Here is a 14,692-nt window from a genome sequence, read left to right as displayed (position 1 = left end):
AGCGACGCCAGCCGCCGACGCGGACGGTGCCGTGGGTGGCCACTTGGGGCAGGGGCGTCGTCCCGTCCGTACCGGACGCGACGTGGCGTCCATCGCTTGACTGAGGGACTTTGCCCCTGATCCGGACGAGTGGTGGGTGTAAGACGGAGCGATCGGCGCCCGGGGTGTTGCCGTTTTCGTGGGCCTGGCCCGGACCTGGTTCGTATCCGCCCAGAGCCACGGGGCTCCTCGCCCCGCGCCGGCACGAGCGACGAGCAGGGAATCACCATGACCTTCTACTGCACGGATCCGAACTGCCCGTTCCAGCGGACTGCGCGGATCGCCGGTCGCGCCGCGGCAACTTTGCTGGGTACCGGCAGCGCAGGAGCAACAACCCTGATGGCGTATGAACTTGCCGTCCAGAATCCTGCAATGACCATTGCATCCGCGGCAGCAGCTACGCTGCTCGGCACCTGCACCGCCGCGGTCGTCAAGTGGCTCCGCAAGGGCCGCAACAGCTCTTGAGCTGCCGCTGGTCGTAGCCGTCAAGCCAGTATCGGCCGTCAAGAACTGCGACGGTTCGTGGACCGAGTAGCGGCCCCGCGACGCGCCGCACGACGAGGATCGTGCCGTGCGTGGCGACCTTCGCCACCTCGACCCGTCCTGGACCTGGTCCCGTCGGCCGCCGAAGTCACGCACGTCATGGCCTGGGCGGAGTACGGCCACTCCGCCCACCTCCGACTCAGCGACGTCACTTCACCCGACGCCCTCATGGCCTCGGCCTACCGCCGACGGCGTACCGGAGCCCGAACACTTGTGGCGTTCAGAGCCGCGGGGCTTGATCGACGCACACGGGTACGGTGGCGGAACGGGGCCAGTCGTCCGACCGGGGAGCCCGAATGACCAACAGCCCGGCAGCCGTCGTAGAAGCGGCGTTTCAGTACTACAGGTCACAGGACCGCGCCGCGGCCTTCCCGCTCTACGCCGCCGATTTCACGTTCACGAGTCCGCAGGACGATCACATCGACAAGGCGGCCTTCTTCGAGCGGTGTTTCCCGACCGCCGACCGGTTCAAGGAACAGCGGCTGCTGCACGTCACTCCCGCGAACGAGGAACTTGTCTTCGTCCAGTACGAGTACGAGCTCACGACGGGCGGCAGGTACCGCAACGTCGAGGCGATCACTGTCCGGGACGGGCTCATCCAAGAGGTGCAGGTCTACTTCGGCGGCAAAGTGTGAGCGGACTGGCGAACCCACGCAGTCACAGCCCGGGCTGCCGAGGCCCCATAGGGGCATGCCATGACTACGGCGGAACCCGGTCTCCAAGACGCCTACACCGCACCGAACTTCGCCACTTCCGCCCTCATCGTGATCGATGTCCAGCGCGACTTCCTCTCCGAAGCCTCGTACGGCGTGCCGGGCACCACGGAGATCCTTCCCGCGCTGCGGCGGAGCGTGTCCACCTTCCGCACCGCGGGACGCCCGGTCGTGCATGTCGTACGGCTCTACGAGGAGGGCGGGGGCAACGCCGATCTGGTACGTCGGCGGCTGCTGGAGTGGGGGGTGCGGATCGCCGCTCCGGGCACGCCGGGCAGTGAGCCGGCCGACGGCCTCCTTCCCGAGGGGGCGTCCGCCCTGGATCCCGAGCTGCTCCTGTCGGGCAGGCCGCAGCGGCTGGGGCCGTACGACCACGCGGTCTTCAAGCCGCGTTGGGGTGCCATCTACCGGACGTGCCTGGAGGAACTGCTGGGCAAACTCGGCGTCGACACCCTGGTGTTCGCCGGGTGCAACCTGCCCAACTGCCCACGGGCGAGCATCGTCCAGGCATCGGAGCGGGACTTCCGGGTGGCGCTGGTGCGCGACGCGGTCTCGCCGGTGACGGACTCGGCCTGGACGGAACTCGCAGGTATCGGCGTCGGAATCCTCGACACCGCCGCACTGGAAGCACTGTTGGCCGAGCCCGAGGCTCAGGCGGACTGACGACTGGCCCTGTGCCGAGACCGGGAAGGACCCGGCACAGGGCAGGAGGCTCCGGGTACGGGGCGTGTTCCCGGAGCCCCTGTCGGTGGCCGCTGTCGTGTGCTGTGCTCAGGTCGCGGGTGCAGCCTCGGGCACGGCCGACTCCGGCACCGACTCCGACTCGGTCTTCTTCCGGCCGGGCGTGTGGTTGAAGAGCAGGTTGAGCAGGAACGCGGCGAGGGTCGCGCTGGTGATGGCACTGCCGCCGATGATCTGCACCCAGGTCGGGAACGCGTGGTAGATCGTCGGGGCCGCCACGGGCAGCATGCCGATGCCGATCGAGACGGCGACGATCAGCAGGTTGCTGGTGCCCTCGAACTCCACCTTGCGCAGGGTGTTGATGCCGACCGCGGTGACGGTGGCGAACATGACCAGCCCGGCCGCGCCGATCACCGGGCCCGGCAGGGAAGCGACGATCTCGCCCAGCTTGGGGATGAGGGCGAGGACGACGAGGATGCCTCCGGCGACGGCGGCGACGTAGCGGCTGCGGACCTTGGTCATGCCGACCAGGCCGACGTTCTGGGCGAACACGGTGTCCACGAAGCCGTTCATGACACCGGCGAAGATGCCGGAGACGCTGTCACCGGCGAGGCCGCGAGCCAGGTCGGCCTTGCTCAGCGGGCGGCCGGTCATCTCGCCGACGGCGAGCATGTCGGCGGTGGACTCGGTGAACGTCACCAGCATCACCACGCACATCGAGATCACCGCGGCGATCGGGAAGTGCGGGGCGCCGAAGTGGAACGGCGCCGCGAGTCCGAACCAGTCGGCGCCCTTCGCGGAGGAGAAGTCCGTCAGACCCATGAGGACCGCGACCAGCGTGCCGACCACCAGGCCCAGCAGCACGCCGAGTTGGGCGACGAAGCCACTCGTGAAGCGGTTGACGAGAACGATGAGCAGCACGATGCCGCCGGCCAGGGCGAGGTGGCTGGGGGCGGCGTAGCCCTTGGCGGTGGCGTCCTGCCCGGCGATCAGGCCGGCCGCGACCCCTATCAGGGAGAGCCCGATGACGGTGATCACCGACCCGCTGACCAGCGGCGGGAAGAACCGGACCGCCCGCGCGAAGGGCACACAGACCAGTAGTCCGAAGATGCCGGCGGCGATCATCGAGCCGTAGACGGCCTGCATGCCGTACTCGCCCGCGATGAGGATCATCGGGGTGACGGCGGTGAAGGTGGCGCCCGCGACGACCGGCAGCCGTACGCCGAGGATCTTGCCGATGCCGAGCGCCTGCAGCATCGTCACCAGGCCGGCCACCAGCAGGTCGGCGTTGATCAGCAGCCCGATGGTCGAGGTGTCCAGCTTCGCTGCCGCCCCGAAGACCAGCGGGACGGTGACGCAGCCGGTGTACATGACCAGCACGTGCTGCAGGCCGAGCAGCCCGAGCCGCCCGACGGGCAGGATCTCGTCGACCGGGTGCCGGGCGGGTTTGTCGGTGGATGCGGACGCGGGCGCGTCAGGGGCCTGGGACACAGGGAGCCTCCGGAGGCGAAGCCGAGCTTGGGGAGAGGGAGGAGAGAAATCAGCAGCGCGTGATGGGGGCGCGCAGCGGAGACGGGGCAAGGTGGGGCCCGTAAACCAGAAGCCAGATCAGCGGGTCAAACTTTTTGTTGATTTCATTTCACCCGCGTTTCCACAGCCGAACAGTGGTGTTGCTTTTACTGTGGCTCGGCGTTCGCGATCGCCCATGACGCCCGGACATCCACTGTTAACAACGGTGGAACGGCCGCGATACGGCGATGCGTCACCGTCACTCTCAAGAACGCAGCAATCCGGACACTTCGAGGAGGTGGCGCCATGACTCTCGTACGCGGGCGTTGCGCCGATCTCCGTTGCCGTGTCCACCAGTCGGCGTGGACGCGGGGCCGTGTCGCCCACGGTGTCCCACGCGCCCTTGAGGGCTTCCGCGCCTGAACTGCCCGAGCAGTACGCCTGCTTGAGGCCGCCGCGAGCCCTCCCCTCGGTGCCCCCGACCGTTCCCGAGCCCGGCCGCCCCACGCGCGCCGCTGGGCCGCGTTCCCCAGAGGTCCTTCTTCATGACCACCGTCGCGCCCCGGCCTGTCCCGACGCAGGCCGCCCCCGTCGTGCTGCCCCGCGAGTGCACCTTCGACCCCGACGACTGGGCGATCCTCGCCCAGCACTGGTACCCGGTCGCGCTCTCGACCGAGATCGGCGACGAGCCACTCTCCGTACGCCTCCTCGACGAAACCCTCGTCGTCTACCGCGCCGACGGCCACATCGTCGTCGCCAACGACATCTGCCCGCACCGCGGCGTCCCGCTCAGCAGGGGCTACGGCGCCGGCGACGGCACCGGTATCCGCTGCGCGTATCACGGCCTGCGCTTCGGCGCGGGCGGGCGCTGCACCGACGTACCCGCGCACCCGGCGTCCAAGATCCCGGCCCGGCTCAACCTGCGCAGCTACCTGGCCGTCGAGCGCTACGGCCTGGTGTGGACCTGCTTGCGACCCGACCCGGACGCGGCCCCGGTGATCCCGGCCATGGCGCACTGGGACGAGGCGGGCTTCCAGCAGATCACCTGTCCCTGGATCGACATCGCCGCCTTCGCCGGCCGCCAGGTCGAGGGCTTCCTCGACGTCGCCCACTTCGGCTTCGTCCACCTCGACTCCTTCGGCGATCCGAACAACACCGAGGTCCCCGACTACACACCGGTACGCCACCAGTACGGCCACTCCGTCGACTACTGGAGCACCGTCAGCAACTACCCGCACGGCACCAAGGAAGCCCCGCCCGGCTTCCAGTGGCTGCGCCACTTCGACGTACACCTGCCGTTCACGGCCACCCTCGTCGTGCACTTCCCCGACGGCGGACTCCTCAACATCATGAACGCCGCCTCCCCCGTCTCCGCCCGCCAGACCCGCATGTTCGCGCCCATCGCCCGCAACTTCGACACCAACCAACCCGTCCAGGCCGTATACGACTTCAACCGCACGGTCTTCGAGGAAGACCGCGCCGTCGTCGAGATCCAGAAACCCGAGAACCTCCCCCTCGACCCCAAACTCGAAGTCCACATCCCCGCCGACCGCAGCTCCATCGCCTACCGCCGCGGCCTGCGCGACCTCGGCCTCAGCCACTTCTTCACGGCATAGGGGCGGGGCACCACGCAATGAGCACCCTCGCCACCGTCGTGCACTCCATCTCCCTCGCCAGCACCTCGGGCACCAGCCGCCTCTACGAACTCCGCCCCGCCGACCCGGCAGCCCCGCTCCCCGCGTTCGAGGCCGGCGCGCACATCGACGTCCACCTGGGCACATCCCTGATCCGCCAGTACTCACTCCTCAACTCCCCACAGGACAACGGCCGTTACGTCATCTGCGTACGCCGGGACGACACCGGCCGGGGTGGTTCCGCCACCCTGCACCGCGACATCACCGTCGGCCAGCAACTGCGCGTCTCCGCCCCGCGCAACCTCTTCCCGCTCCTCCCGGCCCAGCGCTACGTCCTCGTCGCGGGCGGCATCGGCATCACCCCGCTGCTGTCCATGGCGGAGGAACTCCACAGCCGCGGCGCCGACTTCGTCCTGCACCACTACACGTCCGACGAGCACGACGCACCCCTGCTGGAACGCGCCCGGGCCGGCGCCTTCGCCGACCGCGTAGTCGTCCACCACAGCCGGACCGGCGACAGCGTGCGCACCATGCTGCCCGCCGACCTGCGGACACCGGATCCGACCGCGCTCGTATACATCTGCGGACCAGACGGCTTCATGACCCACGTGACCGACCAGGCCACGGCCGAGGGCTGGCGGACCGACCAGCTCCACCTCGAACGCTTCGCCCCCGCCGCCCGCGAACCCGACCCCGCGACCGACGGCGAGTTCCGCGTCCGCGTCGCCAGCACCGGCGACAGCTACCCCGTACCGGCCGACATGACCATCGCCGAAGTCCTCACCGCCAACGGCGTCGCAGTCGAGCTCTCCTGCGAGCAGGGCATGTGCGGCGCCTGTCTCACCCCCGTCCTCGCCGGCCAACCCGACCACCGCGACGAAGTACAGACCGACGAGGAACGCGCCGCGAACAACCAGATGACCATCTGCTGCTCGCGCGCCCGCAGCCCCGAACTCGTTCTCGGACTCTGATGCCTGGGCGCTTCGCGCAATGCGAGGTGGCACTCAGGCGGCCAGCCCTGTCGGCGGTCGAGTGCGCGCCACCAGCGCACCCTCGACCGCCGACGGCGGCGCCCATAAGATCTTGGACATGACGCTGCGACCTACCCCGCTGTCGGACGAACTCTTCGACTACCTCGTCGCACAAGGATCTTCGCCCGATGCGGTACAGGCCGAGCTGATTGCCGAGACCGCCACCCTCGGACACGAAGCACGCCTGCAGATCTCACCGGACGAAGGCACGTTCCTGACCCTGCTGACCAAACTGATGGGAGCCAGGACCGCGCTGGAGGTCGGTACCTTCACCGGATACTCCGCCCTGGCAATCGTCCGGGGCCTGGCAGCAGGCGGGCGGCTGACCTGCTGCGACATCAGCGAAGAATGGACTCGGATCGCCCGCCGCTACTGGGACGCCGCCGGCGTAAGCGAGCAGATCGACCTGCGGATCGGCCCGGCCCTGGACACCCTGCGCTCCCTGCCCGCCGAGCCTGCCTACGACTTGGCATTCATCGACGCCGACTACCTGAACTACACCGCCTACTGGGAAGAAGTCGTACCCCGGGTCAGGTCCGGCGGCGCGATCCTCGTCGACAACGTGCTCTACCACGCCCGGGTCATCGACCCCGACGACACCGCCGACACCACCCAAGCAGTGCGGGAACTCAACGAACGCATCCGCACCGACGACCGCGTCGAGGCAACCATGATCGCCATCGCCGACGGACTCACCCTCGCCCGCAAGAAATAGCCCTCCCGCGTCAGCCGACCTGCCGACCCAGGAGACACACTCAACCTGCTCATGCGCGACGCTTGTCCAGCACGGACGCGAGGAACGGCCGGCCTGAACCCCTACGCCAAGCCCCCCGAACCGATCCCAAACACGCTCTGCGGGTCCGCCACCCGCAAACCCCGGGCATCCGTGAGAGGAGGGCCACGCACCGCCACCGGTGCGCGGCCTCCTCTCAACCTGGGGCGCTACGGCCACAGCAGGTGGCGTTCCCACAGGCCGCGGGGATCGGTGCGTTCATAGCGCAGCCGGTTGTGCAGGCGGCCCTTGTCCGCCTGCCAGAACTCGACCGCCGTCGGCACGAGGGTGTAAAGCATCCACTCCGGGCTGACCAAAGCGGTATCCGACTCGATGCGGGCCAGTGCCGTACGGAAAGAGCTGTCGCGTTCCTCAGGGCTTTCCAGATGCTCGCTCTGGCGGCCCAGCAGCACCTCGGCGCGGGCAGAGGGCGCACGCGCGAGCAGGTCGGCGGCGCTCCGTTCGGGGGAAGCAGGCTCGACAGCGCCCCGCACCCGCACCTGACGACCCAGGAGCGGCCAGTAGAAGGTGAGCGCCGCACGGGGCCGCTCTGCCAGTTGGCGGCCCTTGGGACTGTGGGCGTGGACGGCGAACTGCCAGCCGTCGGCGTCCGCGTTCTTGAGGATGAGCACCCGGGCATCCGGGCCACCGTCCGCGCCGACCGTCGACAGCGTCATGGCATGCGCATCAGGCACCCCCGCCGCGACCGCCTCCCGCAGCCAGCCGAGGAAGAGCTCGACCGGATCGGCCGGGGCACCGGCAGGATCGAAGTCCGCCAGCGGTCCCGCAAAGACCTCCAGACTCCGCAGCCACTCCCGCACGCTCACCGGCTCTTCGGCGCCGTCGTTCGTGTCCGCCGTAGCGCCGGGTCCTTCGTTCGGGCGCTCCAGATAGACCCAAGCCGGGGTCCCCGAACGCAGGGTCACCCTGACGCGGGCGTAGTCGTCGACCTCATAGGCGTCCGCTGCGGCCAGTTCGGCGTCGCTGATCGCGAAGACCTGACCCTCGACGGTGTCCTCGGGGGCATCTGAGGCGAGGACCAGTGGATGCCTGTCAGTGCCACTGGCCTCGATCACGGCGGGATCGGTGATCTGAATGGTCGTCATGCGGTGGCCGGGCAAGGCGTCCGGACTGCCGTCGAGCAGGCGGCCGAACTGGGAGAGCTGGACCTCGGGCTGTTGCAGGGTGCCGTAGGAGAAGAGGTGGTGGACGGTCTGGGTGGATGAGGTCGGATTACTCACAGGGCACGGTCTCCTTCGCTGGATGTGTCTTGGGGCTCTTGGCGAGCGGACTCGGCAGGGCCGCTCACGTCGTGCGGGCGCAGTCCGCGGCCAGGCGCAGGCTCTCCTCGACCGCGTGCGGGATGTCGGTGACCGGGAACAGCGCGTGCCGTACGGTCCGTTCGGCGTCGACGACCAGGACCAGGCGCTTGTGCCGCAGCCTGCCCGCGCCACGGAACGTCGGCAGCCGCAGGGCCGCGGCGAGTTGATCGGCGGCGTCGGAGAGCAGCGGGTACGGGATCTCCTCCGCGCTGGCGAACTCCGCCTGTTCGTGAGGGAGTTGGGTGCTGATGCCGCGTACGTCCACGCCCGCCCGGCGGAACTCGGGCCACGCGCCGCGGAAGAGCCGGTTCTCCAGCCTGCAGCCCTCGGCCCCGGGGATCGGCGGCTCGCCCCAGTCGATACCCGTGGCCGGGTAGGTGAACAGCACGGTCGCGGCGGCGTCCGGCGAGACGACGGGCAGGTCGGCGCCTGTAGTGTCGGGCAGCTGAAGGTCGTCGGGCAGACGGGTGCCCACCACGGCGTGCACGCGAGCATGTTCGGCACTGGCCTCGGCCACGGTCGCGGTGAGGGTGCCGTCGCCCAGTACCCACCGGTCGCCCCAGTCCTGCATGGCGACGAGCAGGGGCAGCAGCGCGGACCCAGCGTCGGTGAACAGGTATTCATAGCGCACCGGCCGCCGCTGATAGAGGCTGCGGTGCAGCACCCCGCTCGCGACGAGCCGGCCGAGCCGCTCGGTGAGGACGTTGCGGGACAGACCGATCCCGGCGGCCAGCGCGTCGAAGCGGACGTGGCCGCGGGCGATCTCCCGCAGGATCAGAACGTTCCACCAGTCCCCCAGAACCACGGCGGCCCGGGCGATGCCGCAGGTCTCGTCGGCGTTGTGCATCCTCATGCGCCCATAGTAGGTTCTCTTTCAGGACTCACTTTGTTTCTCATTGGAACTTACTGCCCGCCGAAGTCCGAGACGCGGGCCCTGCGTGAGGAGTTGCACCGTGACCGCCATCAGCCGGGTCGTCGCACGGGAGATCATCGACAGCCGGGGCAATCCGACCGTCGAGGTGGACGTGGAGCTCAAGGACGGATCACTCGGCCGGGCCGCCGTACCGTCGGGCGCCTCCACCGGCGCCCGGGAGGCGGTCGAACTGCGCGACGGGGACCCGACCCGCTTCCACGGCAAGGGAGTTCGACGCGCCGTCGACGCCGTCAACGAGAGCATCGCGGACGCCGTGATCGGACTCGACGCCGAGGACCAGGCGGCCGTCGACCACACGATGATCGAACTGGACGGTACGGACAGCAAGTCGCGGCTCGGCGCCAACGCCCTGCTCGGCGTCTCCCTGGCCACCGCCAAGGCCGCCGCGGCAGCCCACCGTCTGCCGCTGTACCGCTACATCGGCGGCGTCGACGCCCGCCTGCTGCCGGTGCCGATGATGAACATCGTCAACGGCGGCGCCCACGCCGACAACCCGCTCGACTTCCAGGAGTTCATGATCGCGCCCATCGGCGCGGCCACTTTCACCGAGGCCGTCCGGATGGGCTCCGAGGTCTTCCACACCCTGCGCCGCGACCTGATCGCCGCCGGCCACAGCGCCAACGTCGGCGACGAGGGCGGCTTCGCCCCCGACCTGCGCACCGCCGACGAGGCCCTCGACTTCGTCCTGCACGCCATCGAACGCACCGGCTACAAGCCCGGCACAGACATCACCCTCGTCATGGACCCGGCCACCTCGGAGTTCTTCCGCGACGGTCTCTACGACTACACGGGCGAGGGCGTCCGCCGCAGCCCCGCCGAACACGCCGACTACCTGGCCGAGTTGGTCGACCGCTACCCGATCGCCTCCATCGAGGACCCGATGGCCGAGGACGACCACGACGGCTGGCGCGACCTGACCGCACGGCTCGGCGAGCGCTGCCAGCTCACCGGCGACGACGTCTTCTGCACCAACGAGACACTGCTCAGCGCCGGAATCCGGGACGGGATCGCCAACTCGATCCTGGTGAAGGTCAACCAGATCGGCACCCTCACCGAGACCCTGGCCACGGTGTCCAGCGCCCATCGCGCCGGCTACACCGTCGTCATGTCCCACCGCTCCGGCGAGACCGAGGACACCACGATCGCCGATCTCGCCGTCGCCACCGGCTGCGGCCAGATCAAGACCGGCTCGCTCTCCCGCGCCGACCGCACCGCCAAGTACAACCAACTCATTCGCATCGAGGAGGACTTGGGCACCCAGGCACGCTACGCCGGGCGGGACGCGCTGGGACTGCGCCGCTAAATCGGTGGGGTCAGGGCTTGAGGAACCCCGCCGTGGACAGCACCTTCTGGCCCTCGGCGGACTGCACCAGCGCGATGAACGCCTTGGCGGCGACGGCGTTGGGCGCGTTCTTGAGGAGGACGATCGGGTAGTCGTTGATGGCGTCGGCGGACTCCGGGAACTGCACGCCCTGCACCTTGCTGCCGGCGGCGTGCACATCGGTCTTGTAGACGACCGCCGCGTCGGCCTCCTTCAGCTCCACCTTCGTCAGGGCGCTCTTGACGTCCGCCTCGTACGACACCGGGGTGAGCTTCAACTTGCTTGCCGTCAGGGCCTTTTGGGCCGCCGCGCCGCACGGCACCGTCTTGTCGCACAGCACGACCTTCAGCGACGACTTCGTGAGGTCCTTCAGCGAGGTCACCTTGTCGGGGTTGCCCGGCAGCGTGGCGATCTCCAGCTGGTTGCGGACGGCGGAGACCGTATCGCCTCGTGTCGCCCCGTACCCTTCGTGGTGTCTACGGCGTCAAATAGCGGGCGCCGAAAATGGAGGCAACACCCCGTGCTCATTGCTCAGCGTCCGTCCCTGACCGAAGAGGTCGTCGACGAGTTCCGTTCCCGGTTCGTGATCGAGCCGCTGGAGCCGGGCTTCGGCTACACCCTTGGCAACTCCCTGCGCCGTACGCTCCTCTCCTCGATCCCCGGTGCGGCGGTCACGTCCATCCGGATCGACGGCGTTCTGCACGAGTTCACCACCGTGCCGGGCGTCAAGGAGGACGTCACCGACCTGATCCTCAACATCAAGCAGCTCGTCGTCAGCAGCGAGCAGGACGAGCCGGTCGTGATGTACCTGCGCAAGCAGGGCCCGGGTCTGGTCACCGCCGCCGACATCGCGCCCCCGGCCGGTGTCGAGGTGCACAACCCCGACCTCGTTCTCGCCACGCTCAACGGCAAGGGCAAGCTGGAGATGGAGCTGACCGTCGAGCGCGGTCGCGGCTACGTCTCCGCCGTGCAGAACAAGCAGGTGGGCCAGGAGATCGGGCGCATCCCGGTCGACTCCATCTACAGCCCGGTGCTGAAGGTCACGTACAAGGTCGAGGCGACCCGTGTCGAGCAGCGCACCGACTTCGACAAGCTGATCGTCGACGTCGAGACCAAGCAGGCCATGCGTCCCCGTGACGCCATGGCGTCCGCCGGCAAGACCCTGGTCGAGCTGTTCGGTCTGGCGCGTGAGTTGAACTTCGAGGCGGAGGGCATCGACATGGGCCCCTCCCCCGTGGACGCGGCGCTCGCCGCTGATCTCGCCCTGCCGATCGAGGAGCTGGAGCTCACGGTCCGCTCCTACAACTGCCTCAAGCGCGAGGGCATCCACTCCGTGGGCGAGCTACTGGCCCGCTCGGAGGCCGACCTGATGGACATCCGCAACTTCGGTGCGAAGTCCATCGACGAGGTCAAGGAAAAACTCGCTGGCATGGGCCTGGCCCTGAAGGACGCCCCGCCCGGATTCAACCCGACCACCGCCGCCGACACCTTCGGCGCCGACGACGTGGACGCGGGCTTCGTGGAGACCGAGCAGTACTGAATGCCGCATCGCGCCAGGCATAGCGACACCTCGCGTGCCGGGACAAGAGGACCTCCACGCTGGTGCCCGCGCGCTGGGCTACTTCGGCCGCGCCCGCGCCCAGCCGCGCGGACACGGCCGAAGTGCCGCAAAAAACGTTCCGCACCGGCTCAGGAGAAACCCCTCGAACAATGTCTTCGTGGCAAGGATCATGGCGGGATGGCTGCGTACCTGTACGACCGGCTGGTGACGGAGGACGAGTACCGCCAGCGCATTCGGCGGCATCGTCCCAGCTCGCTGCTGCCTCTGATCGCCGCGGCGGCGGCACGCTACAGCACGCCCGAGCGGCCACACCCGTGGCTGAAAAGCCCCTCACTGAAGTACACACCCTGGGCACTGGCTGACGCGGCCCGCGTCAGCCTGGCCTACGGCACCGAGCATCTGCGCTCCGACGCCACCGAACGCGACCTGCTGGAGATCTTGGCCGCGTACTCCAGTCTGAAGGAACCGACCCTGCACGGATCCGACGACGATCCGGTCCGCCTGAGGGACTTCATGATGCGCCTGGGCGGCGAGCAGATGGCCTTCCAGGCCCCGGAGTTCGCCGCTCTCGCCCGTACCGCTGCGCTGTACCTGCACACACCGTTTCCCGCACGCCGGCAACCCCGCTGCATGGTTCCCGGCTGGGACACCGAGGTATTCGGCTGCTCGCTGCCCGACTACGTGGGCACCGCCCAACTGCTGTGGGGATGTGCGCTGTTCAACGCCGGGCGTTTCGATCCCGCGATCTTCGACAGCCCGGACGGCGAGAAGTTCAGCCGCATGGTCAGCCGGGACACGGTGCTGCGGGTCGTCGAACGGCACTTCGCCACCGACGTGGCCTCAGTCAAAGCGGTCGAGAAGCAGACCACGCAGAACCTGGCGAGGGTGGTCGGCGGCAAAGCGGCTCAGTTGCGGCGCTTCACATACAGTCCGCTGCTCGGCCGGCCCGCGGTCACCGGCTTCGGGCCCGGCCTGCTGTGCCCTTCCCCCCAGTTGGTCTGGCGCAAAGCGACCCCGTCCGGCATCTACCACACAGGACGCGAGCACTTCGGTACCGACTTCCTGCAGGAGACCGGCTACCTCTTCGAGGAGTACGTCGGCCGACAGCTCCGCCTGATACCGGACGCCGTTGTCATCTCGGAGATCACGTACCGGGTGAAGCGGAACGAACTGCAGAGCGTCGACTGGATCGTTGTCTTCGACGACCTCGTGCTGCTCGTGGAGGTCAAGTCCATGATGCCGACCGAGAACGCCCGGCTCGGTCTGGAACTCGGAGTCGCCGAGACCGACAACAAACTGGCCCGCGCCTACCGCCAGGTCAACGCCACCTCGGCTCAGATCGACCAGCGCCATCCGGCATTCGCCGGCATTCCGACCGACCGTCCACGCCAGGCACTGATCGTCACCCTTGAACCGTTCCCCGTCGCCAACGCCGACCTCCCCCACCTCGACCTGCCCACCACCGATATCCCGACCACGGTCGTCGCAGCCCACGAAGTCGAACGCCTGGTGACCCTGTCCGACACCACACCCAGCTCGCTGCTCCTGGAGCGGGCGGCCGACCCCCAACGCTCCACCTGGGCACTCAACGAATGCCTGACCGGGCACGAGCACTCCCTCAACCCCGTACTCGTCCAGGGGTGGGCCTCCTATCCCTGGGCCAGCGGCCGACTGCCGGCCTTGGACGCGGCGTAGTCCATGTGTCGCGGGTCCCCATGCCTCGGCGGCTGCTCTGCGCGCAGCAGCGAATGCGGCTGAGCCCGGCCGTTGCACCGGTTCATCCAGGAACTCCTGCGGGGACGGGGCACCACCGGTCAGTACCCGCGGCCTCGTCTGAGCGAGCCTGAGTTCCGCACACACCGGCCGGGAGGATGAGCGGTAGGATAGCTAGCATGGGTGAGCCTACCGGCAAGTACTCGATCACCATGCCGCGCGACATCGCCGAGGCCGCCAAGGCCCGCAGCGGCCCCTCCGGCCTGTCCGCATACGTCGCCGCAGCCGTGGCCCGCCAGATCGAGCGCGACAACCTCAACGAACTCATCGCCGTCGCCGAGGCCGAGCACGGACCCGTCATGGACGATGAGATCCAGGCCCTGCGCGACCAGCTCCACCAGGCCCGACAGCAGCAGACGCAGGGCGGGGCCGACGCCGCGTGACCCGCTCCCCCGCCCTTCCCGGCGGCACTCTGGTCCTGGACAGTGAGGGGCTTGCCAAGGCCGTGCTGCGTGACCGGTCAGTCACGGGATGGCTCGCCCTGGCCCGCGCCGACGACCTGCGCGTAATCACTTCCGCGGCCACCCTGGTCGAGGTCGTCCACCCCCGGATCAACCGTCCGGCCTTGGAGTGGACGCTGTCCCGTCTAGTCGTCGAGCCGGTCACCGAGCCGATCGCCCGCCACGCTGCCGCTCTCCTCGCCGACGCCGGCCTGCATGGCCACAAGTACGCCATCGACGCCATGCTCAGCGCCACCGCACTCGCCGCCCCCGGACCCGTGACGATCCTGACCTCCGATCCCGAGGACCTCGCAGCGCTGTGCGGTGGGCATACCACCGTCATCAAAATCTGATCCTGCTGCGGACGGGCGTGCGAGCCATGGCCCCGCAATCTGGGCTGAGCCAAGTGCTCCGTTGCT

At 68.9% G+C, this 14,692-nt stretch carries 14 protein-coding genes and 1 pseudogene; 11 read left to right on the top strand and 4 right to left on the bottom strand.

The window, feature by feature from the left end; translation table 11 throughout:
- Positions 1–267: 267 nt before the first annotated feature.
- The 3 genes from OG588_RS34090 to OG588_RS34080 all read left to right on the top strand — a co-directional run bounded on the left by OG588_RS34090 (position 268) and on the right by OG588_RS34080 (position 1,958).
- A complete protein-coding gene (locus OG588_RS34090) occupies positions 268–504 on the top strand; it encodes a hypothetical protein (protein WP_405950597.1) in 237 nt (78 codons plus the stop codon).
- A 374-nt stretch (positions 505–878) separates the two neighbouring features.
- Entirely contained in the window at positions 879–1,217 is a 339-nt protein-coding gene (locus OG588_RS34085) for a nuclear transport factor 2 family protein (protein WP_405950596.1), read from the top strand.
- 60 nt (positions 1,218–1,277) lie between these two features.
- A complete protein-coding gene (locus OG588_RS34080) occupies positions 1,278–1,958 on the top strand; it encodes a cysteine hydrolase family protein (protein WP_405950595.1) in 681 nt (226 codons plus the stop codon).
- Positions 1,959–2,066: 108 nt separating this feature from the next.
- Here OG588_RS34080 and OG588_RS34075 read toward each other — a convergent pair whose 3' ends face one another.
- Positions 2,067–3,467, bottom strand: a complete 1,401-nt coding sequence (locus tag OG588_RS34075; protein ID WP_405950594.1) for a nucleobase:cation symporter-2 family protein — start codon at positions 3,465–3,467, stop codon at positions 2,067–2,069.
- Positions 3,468–4,030: 563 nt separating this feature from the next.
- Between OG588_RS34075 and OG588_RS34070 the strand changes: the two genes are divergently transcribed.
- The 3 genes from OG588_RS34070 (at position 4,031) to OG588_RS34060 (ending at position 6,865) form a co-directional block, all read left to right on the top strand.
- Complete coding sequence (locus OG588_RS34070) at positions 4,031–5,101, top strand: Rieske 2Fe-2S domain-containing protein (RefSeq protein ID WP_405950593.1); 1,071 nt, start codon at positions 4,031–4,033, stop codon at positions 5,099–5,101.
- A 17-nt stretch (positions 5,102–5,118) separates the two neighbouring features.
- Entirely contained in the window at positions 5,119–6,090 is a 972-nt protein-coding gene (locus OG588_RS34065; protein ID WP_405950592.1) for a PDR/VanB family oxidoreductase, read from the top strand.
- Between the two features lie 118 nt (positions 6,091–6,208).
- Complete coding sequence (locus OG588_RS34060; RefSeq protein ID WP_405950591.1) at positions 6,209–6,865, top strand: O-methyltransferase; 657 nt, start codon at positions 6,209–6,211, stop codon at positions 6,863–6,865.
- Positions 6,866–7,092: 227 nt separating this feature from the next.
- On the opposite strand, the gene OG588_RS34055 is transcribed toward OG588_RS34060, so the two are convergent.
- Both OG588_RS34055 and OG588_RS34050 read right to left on the bottom strand, forming a co-directional pair.
- The gene (locus tag OG588_RS34055) at positions 7,093–8,163 is read right to left on the bottom strand and encodes a pyridoxal 5'-phosphate synthase (protein ID WP_405950590.1); all 1,071 of its coding nucleotides are present in this window, start codon (positions 8,161–8,163) and stop codon (positions 7,093–7,095) included.
- A gap of 64 nt (positions 8,164–8,227) precedes the next feature.
- Positions 8,228–9,097: a winged helix-turn-helix transcriptional regulator gene (locus OG588_RS34050; protein ID WP_405950589.1), complete on the bottom strand. Its 870-nt coding sequence runs from the start codon at positions 9,095–9,097 to the stop codon at positions 8,228–8,230.
- Between the two features lie 100 nt (positions 9,098–9,197).
- On the opposite strand from OG588_RS34050, the gene eno reads away from it, so the two are divergent.
- Complete coding sequence (gene eno, locus OG588_RS34045) at positions 9,198–10,481, top strand: phosphopyruvate hydratase (protein WP_405950588.1); 1,284 nt, start codon at positions 9,198–9,200, stop codon at positions 10,479–10,481.
- 10 nt (positions 10,482–10,491) lie between these two features.
- On the opposite strand, the pseudogene modA reads toward eno, so the two are convergent.
- Positions 10,492–10,947, bottom strand: a pseudogene (gene modA / locus OG588_RS34040) (molybdate ABC transporter substrate-binding protein); the annotation flags it as partial.
- A 72-nt stretch (positions 10,948–11,019) separates the two neighbouring features.
- On the opposite strand from modA, the gene OG588_RS34035 reads away from it, so the two are divergent.
- From OG588_RS34035 to OG588_RS34020, 4 genes are all read left to right on the top strand, one after another.
- Entirely contained in the window at positions 11,020–12,039 is a 1,020-nt protein-coding gene (locus OG588_RS34035; RefSeq protein ID WP_405950587.1) for a DNA-directed RNA polymerase subunit alpha, read from the top strand.
- Between the two features lie 198 nt (positions 12,040–12,237).
- A complete protein-coding gene (locus OG588_RS34030) occupies positions 12,238–13,755 on the top strand; it encodes a nuclease-related domain-containing protein (protein WP_405950586.1) in 1,518 nt (505 codons plus the stop codon).
- Between the two features lie 197 nt (positions 13,756–13,952).
- Complete coding sequence (locus OG588_RS34025; protein WP_405950585.1) at positions 13,953–14,216, top strand: CopG family transcriptional regulator; 264 nt, start codon at positions 13,953–13,955, stop codon at positions 14,214–14,216.
- Positions 14,213–14,626, top strand: a complete 414-nt coding sequence (locus OG588_RS34020) for a PIN domain-containing protein (RefSeq protein WP_405950584.1) — start codon at positions 14,213–14,215, stop codon at positions 14,624–14,626. Before OG588_RS34025 ends, OG588_RS34020 begins: the two co-directional genes overlap by 4 nt.
- Positions 14,627–14,692: the final 66 nt, after the last annotated feature.

The sequence above is a fragment of the Streptomyces prunicolor genome, assembly GCF_045162825.1.
In the GTDB taxonomy this organism is placed as follows: Bacteria; Actinomycetota; Actinomycetes; order Streptomycetales; family Streptomycetaceae; genus Streptomyces; species Streptomyces prunicolor.
This window is presented reverse-complemented; position numbering and strand designations above follow the sequence as displayed.

What these genes read in the sequence shown, in the direction of transcription:
- OG588_RS34090 (WP_405950597.1), top strand. Translation starts at nt 268, where the DNA reads ATGACCTTCTACTGCACGGATCCGAACTGCCCGTTCCAGCGGACTGCG.
- OG588_RS34085 (WP_405950596.1), top strand. Translation starts at nt 879, where the DNA reads ATGACCAACAGCCCGGCAGCCGTCGTAGAAGCGGCGTTTCAGTACTAC.
- OG588_RS34080 (WP_405950595.1), top strand. Translation starts at nt 1,278, where the DNA reads ATGACTACGGCGGAACCCGGTCTCCAAGACGCCTACACCGCACCGAAC.
- OG588_RS34070 (WP_405950593.1), top strand. Translation starts at nt 4,031, where the DNA reads ATGACCACCGTCGCGCCCCGGCCTGTCCCGACGCAGGCCGCCCCCGTC.
- OG588_RS34065 (WP_405950592.1), top strand. Translation starts at nt 5,119, where the DNA reads ATGAGCACCCTCGCCACCGTCGTGCACTCCATCTCCCTCGCCAGCACC.
- OG588_RS34060 (WP_405950591.1), top strand. Translation starts at nt 6,209, where the DNA reads ATGACGCTGCGACCTACCCCGCTGTCGGACGAACTCTTCGACTACCTC.
- OG588_RS34050 (WP_405950589.1), bottom strand. Translation starts at nt 9,097, where the DNA reads ATGAGGATGCACAACGCCGACGAGACCTGCGGCATCGCCCGGGCCGCC.
- OG588_RS34030 (WP_405950586.1), top strand. Translation starts at nt 12,238, where the DNA reads ATGGCTGCGTACCTGTACGACCGGCTGGTGACGGAGGACGAGTACCGC.
- OG588_RS34025 (WP_405950585.1), top strand. Translation starts at nt 13,953, where the DNA reads ATGGGTGAGCCTACCGGCAAGTACTCGATCACCATGCCGCGCGACATC.